This is a genomic window from Streptomyces sp. NPDC059456, from assembly GCF_042750055.1.
GTDB lineage: Bacteria > Actinomycetota > Actinomycetes > Streptomycetales > Streptomycetaceae > Streptomyces.
Genome location: NZ_JBHYVA010000657.1, coordinates 1 through 4,783 on the forward strand (window position 1 = coordinate 1; position 4,783 = coordinate 4,783).

General features: G+C 74.7%; 7 protein-coding genes. 5 read left to right on the forward strand and 2 right to left on the reverse strand.

The features are described 5' to 3' along the window. The 5 genes from ACFXA3_RS35700 to ACFXA3_RS35720 form a co-directional block, all read left to right on the forward strand. A partial coding sequence (locus ACFXA3_RS35700; RefSeq protein ID WP_385194087.1) for a sigma-70 family RNA polymerase sigma factor occupies positions 1 to 589 on the forward strand: 589 nt, incomplete at its 5' end. Positions 590 to 597: 8 nt separating this feature from the next. Continuing rightward, positions 598 to 1,035, forward strand: coding sequence for an STAS domain-containing protein (locus tag ACFXA3_RS35705; RefSeq protein WP_385194090.1), 438 nt, complete (start codon positions 598 to 600; stop codon positions 1,033 to 1,035). Then, positions 1,032 to 2,099 carry an anti-sigma factor RsbA family regulatory protein gene (locus ACFXA3_RS35710; RefSeq protein WP_385194093.1) on the forward strand — a complete coding sequence of 356 codons (1,068 nt, stop codon included), beginning with the start codon at positions 1,032 to 1,034 and terminating at the stop codon, positions 2,097 to 2,099. The genes ACFXA3_RS35705 and ACFXA3_RS35710 overlap by 4 nt, the downstream gene beginning before the upstream one ends. Before the next feature lie 123 nt (positions 2,100 to 2,222). Continuing rightward, entirely contained in the window at positions 2,223 to 2,687 is a 465-nt protein-coding gene (locus tag ACFXA3_RS35715) for an ATP-binding protein (RefSeq protein WP_385194095.1), read from the forward strand. 109 nt (positions 2,688 to 2,796) lie between these two features. Beyond that, entirely contained in the window at positions 2,797 to 2,919 is a 123-nt protein-coding gene (locus tag ACFXA3_RS35720) for a hypothetical protein (RefSeq protein WP_385194098.1), read from the forward strand. A 119-nt stretch (positions 2,920 to 3,038) separates the two neighbouring features. Here the strand turns inward: ACFXA3_RS35720 and ACFXA3_RS35725 are convergent, their stop codons facing one another. Beyond that, positions 3,039 to 3,464 (reverse strand): VOC family protein, encoded by a 426-nt coding sequence (locus ACFXA3_RS35725; protein ID WP_385194101.1) that lies wholly within the window; start codon positions 3,462 to 3,464, stop codon positions 3,039 to 3,041. Positions 3,465 to 3,522: 58 nt separating this feature from the next. Further along, positions 3,523 to 4,635 (reverse strand): mechanosensitive ion channel family protein, encoded by a 1,113-nt coding sequence (locus tag ACFXA3_RS35730; protein WP_385194103.1) that lies wholly within the window; start codon positions 4,633 to 4,635, stop codon positions 3,523 to 3,525. Between the last annotated feature and the right edge of the window lie 148 nt (positions 4,636 to 4,783).

Here is a 4,783-nt window from a genome sequence, read left to right on the forward strand (position 1 = left end):
AATAAAGGCCATCGACCGCTACGACCCGGCGCGCGAGGTCGAGTTCTCCACGCTCGCCCTCCCGTACATCACCGGTGAGATAAAGCGCTTCTTCCGTGACACCACGTGGGCCGTCCACGTACCGCGCCGTCTCCAGGAACTGCGTACGGAGCTCGCCAAGGCCCAGGAGGCCCTCACCGACGTCCTGGGGCGGGCCCCCACGGTCAGGGAGGTCGCCCAGCACCTCGAACTGACCGAGGAGGAGGTCATCGACGGGCTGGTCGCCGCGAACGGCTACACCAGCGGCTCCCTGGACACCGCCGGCGCCGACGGGGACGAGCCCGCGACGTCGACGAGCCGCACGACGCGGCCGCTGGCGGACCGGCTCGGTGACGTGGATCCCGCCATGGAGCTCTTCGAGGAGTTCCACACGCTGGCGCCCCTGCTGGAGCAGCTGGACGAACGCGACCGGCTGATCCTGCAGTTGCGCTTCGGCCAGGAGAAGACCCAGGCCGAGATCGGCTCCGAACTGGGCATCTCGCAGATGCAGGTCTCGCGCCTGCTGTCGCGGACGCTGGCCCGGCTGCGTGCCGGAATGCTCTCGGTGTAGGCAGCGGCATGACACCGGCTCACCGCAACGACGGGTCCGTCCCGCCCCAGGGCGCGCAGTCGCTCTACGACGACGTCGTGTGGGCGGACGCCGTCATGCGGTGCGCCGACGCCGCAGGCACCGGGACGGGTGCGCCGCGGCCGCTGACCGCCCGGCCGCTGCGCGACCGCCCCGGTGCCCTGCTGCACGGCAACTGCGACCTCGACACCCGGCCGGTCCTGTCCGCGGCGCTCTGCGTCGTCACCCGGATCCCCGGCCCCGTCGTCCATCTCGACCTCTCCGGTGTGGCCTTCCTCGATGCCGCCGCCGTCGCCGCCCTGGTGCAGGCCAACGCCACCGTGGCGGGGCAGGGCCGTCGTCTGCTGCTCCACCACCCGCCATACTCGCTCCGCAAGGTAGTGGAGATGTTCCCGGACGAATGTGCCGCGCTGGAGGTCGCAGCATGATGAACGGTTCTGCGTCCACCACCCCCGGGGACTTCGTCCACCCCGCCCTGTTCTACCAGGGCGAGGCGGAGTACCTGGCGGGAGTGGGCGGGTTCGTGCGAGCCGCACTCGCGGCCGACGAGCCGGTGTTCGTGGCCGTGCCCGGCCCCCGCATGGACGCCCTGCGCGAGAGCCTCGACGCCGGTGCGGCCGGGGTCTCCTGGGCGGACATGCGGCAGCTGGGACGCAATCCGGGGCGCATCCTGGCCGCCCTGCAGGACTTCGCCGACCGGCAGGGCGACCGGCCGGCCCGGATCGTCGGCGAGCCGATCTGGCCCGGACGCACGCAGGCCGAGGTGCTGGAGGCCACGCGCCACGAAGCCCTGATCAACACCGCCTTCGCGGGGCGCCGGGCCACGGTCCTGTGCCCGTACGACGTCCTGGGCCTGCCGTCCCCGGTGGTGTCCGACGCCCGGCGGACCCATCCCACCGTGATGGCCGACGGCAAGAGCCTGCCCAGCCCCGAGTACGCCGACCCGGCCTCGGTCGGCGCCGACTGCGACCGCCCGCTGCCCGAACCCGACGGCGGCGCACCCGCGCTCGCGTACGGAGTGGGGCAGCTGGGCGAGGTGCGCGCGTACACCGAGGCGTGGGCCCGCGGTACGGCGCTGGGCGCGGCCCGGCGCGGCGATCTGATCCTCGCGGTCAGCGAGGCCGCCGCCAACTCCCTCGCCCACGGCGGCGGGAGCGGCTCGCTCCGGCTGTGGAGCAGCGCCGGCGCGGGGGAGGGGGCGGTGTTTCGCGAACGGGGGCCGCGGGGCGGCCCCCAGGCGGGGGGAACCGCCCCCCCCCCGGGGGGGGGGGCGGGCTCGCGCGGGGGGGGCCCCCGCGCGGGGGGGGGGGCGCGCGCCGCCCCCCCCGCCGGGGGCCGCCTGGCCGACCCGCTGGCGGGGCGCCGCCGCCCCTCCCTGGCGTCGGTCGACGGCGGCCGCGGCCTGTGGATGATCCACCAGCTGTGCGACCTGGTCGAGATCCGCTCCTCGGGCAGCGGTCTCACCTTGAGGATGCACATGGCATGCTCTTGAGACCGGCGGGTCCCCTAAACTGTCACGGGCATGCTCGGATGTCCCGGGCCACGGGGCGGGCGGGACCACAGGGGTCCCGGCGAGCAGAGAGACCAGCGTCAACGGTGGGGGTGAGGTACCACAGTGGAAACCATCGGACCGGGAACCGGCGATCCGCTGCGTGCCGGACCCTCCGCCGTGGTGCAGCGCCGTCGTCTCGCCTTGTCCGGCGTCCGCGGCCACGTGGCCAAGGGCCGCGACTTCACCCGCCAGGCCTTGCTGGACTGGGGCTGGGACGGGACCGAGACCTCCGAGGACGCCCTGCTCCTGGTCTCCGAGCTGCTGACCAACGCGTCACTGCACGCGGGGGGTTGCATCGAGCTCGTGGTCTCGGCCGGTGAGGTCCTGCGGGTCGAGGTCTTCGACGGCTCGACGGTGCCGCCGCGCCGCCACCCGGCCCCGCAGCGCGGCCTCCCGGGCGGACACGGCCTCTACATCGTGGAGCGGCTATCCGATCGCTGGGGCACCCACACCCATGAGCACGGCAAGGCCGTCTGGGCCGAGATCGAGTCGTCGCGGCTGACGTCGGGCCGGCCGACCGGCCGCTGACCCGGCCGGCTCCGGGGCCGTGTTCCCGTCGGGGAGCGTCGTTCCGGGAGACGGGGGGTCGTTCCGGGAGACGGGGGGTCGTTCCGGGAGACGGGGGCAGGCGCACGGCATGACATCGAATGCGCTCACCGCGCCGGCCCTGACCCCCGCGCCCGGCCCTGCCTGGGTCCACCTGCTCGTCATCGCGTTCGCCCTCCTGGTCCTCGTCCGCACCCTGACGCGCCACCGTTAGAGACCCCGCGCCCGCCGCGGCGGCACCCGGATTCGGGCCGCCGCGGCGGCCCCCCGGTCCTCGGGGCCCGCCGCGCAGGGCAGCGCGGTGCGGCCCGCTCCGGCGGGCCGCACGTCCTTTCACCCTGCCGGTCCGGCGGTGGCGGGGCCGTCCTGGACCGCGGCGATGACGAACCCGTGGCCCGCGGGGTCGGCGTAGCGGCGCACGGTGGTCCGGCCGTCCTGCCGCAGGCCGCCGTCCTCGGCGGCCACCGGGCGGGCTCCCAGGGCCACGGCCTCGCGCTCGGCCTCGTCGAGGGAGTGCGCCGCCACGAGGATGCGCAGATGGGCCTGTTGGGAGTCCTGCGGCAGCGGCCAGCTCGGCGGGACGTGGTCCGGGTCGCGGCGCACGCCGAGCACCGCGCCCGCGGGGCCGGTGACGAGGAGGAGCTCCCCGTCGTCCGCGGCGGGGCCGGCCGTGGCGCCGAGCAGTTCGGCGTAGAACCGGGCCAGCAGTTCGGGATCGGCGCTGTCCAGGACGAGTACGGTCGTCTTCGATACGGTCATGCGGGCCGTGTGCCCTGGGTCCGTGCCCCTACACGGTGCGTGCACGCGCCGGGCAGGATCAGGGGCCCGGCGTGCGCCGGGAGCCCGGCGTGTGCGGGGTCGCGTCCCAGCCGGCGCCGGCGTGCCCGGCCCCGGTCTCCCGCGACGGCGCGAGGACCACGCGGGGCAGGGCGTCCGTGTGCTTCTGCGCGAGCCAGGCGACCAGTTGTTCCCGTACGGCGCAGCGCACGGTCCACAGGTCGTCGGCGTCCTTGGCCGTGACGATGGCCCGGACCACGATGGTGGAGGGCGTGGTCTCCGTGACGGCCAGGTCCCAGCCGCGGCCGTCCCACTCCGGGCAGTTGTGCAGGATCTCCCGGAGCTTGTCCCGCATCAGGTCGACGGGCGCGCTGTGGTCGCAGTGGAGGAAGACGGTGCCCGTCATCTGGACTCCGCCGCGGGACCAGTTCTCGAAGGGCCGGGTGGTGAAGTACGAGACGGGCATGGTGATGCGGCGTTCGTCCCAGGTGCGCACGGCGAGGAAGGTGAGGGTGATGTCCTCCACCACGCCCCACTCGCCGGCGACCACGACGGTGTCGCCGATGCGCACCATGTCGCCGAAGGCGATCTGGAACCCGGCGAAGAGGTTTCCCAGGGTGGACTGGGCCGCGACGCCGGCCACGATCCCGATGATGCCGGCGGAGGCGAGCACGGACGTGCCGAGCGCGCGGAAGCTCGGGAAGGTGAGGAGCATCGCGGCGGCCGCGACGACGGCCACGACGACGGTCACCACCCGCGTGATCAGGGTGATCTGCGTGCGGACCCTGCGGAGCCTGGCCGGGTCACGGGTGCCGGCCGCATACCGGGCGTAACCGGACTCGACGGCGGCCGAGGCCACCCCCACGATCAGCCAGGCGCCGGCTCCGATCAGCGCGAGCGAGAGCGCCCGGCCGACGGCGGCCTCGTGCTCCTGGAGCGGCTGCCACCCGGTCTGCCGGTGGGCTCCCCTGAGGAGGGCGGCGAACAGCACGATCTGCAGGGCCGGGCGGCAGCGGCGCAGGGAGTTCCACAGGGGGGTTTCGGGATGGCGTGCGTCGGCCCGGCGCAACAGGAGGTCGGCGGCCCATCCGGCCGCGGCGGTGAGGAGGAACGAGCCTCCCAGGACGGTCAGCAAGCGAAGAGCGTGGTTCATGTCTCCTCGGCGGATGTAGGCGGCATGGACTTCCCCGCGCATGCCCAGCCGGGGAGGCGCGACACACGGGACCTCCGGCCCGGCGCGTGCCGACCGAGGCCGGGTCGGCGTACACGACGGCCGCCGCTCCCGCCCCGGCGGGCAGGGG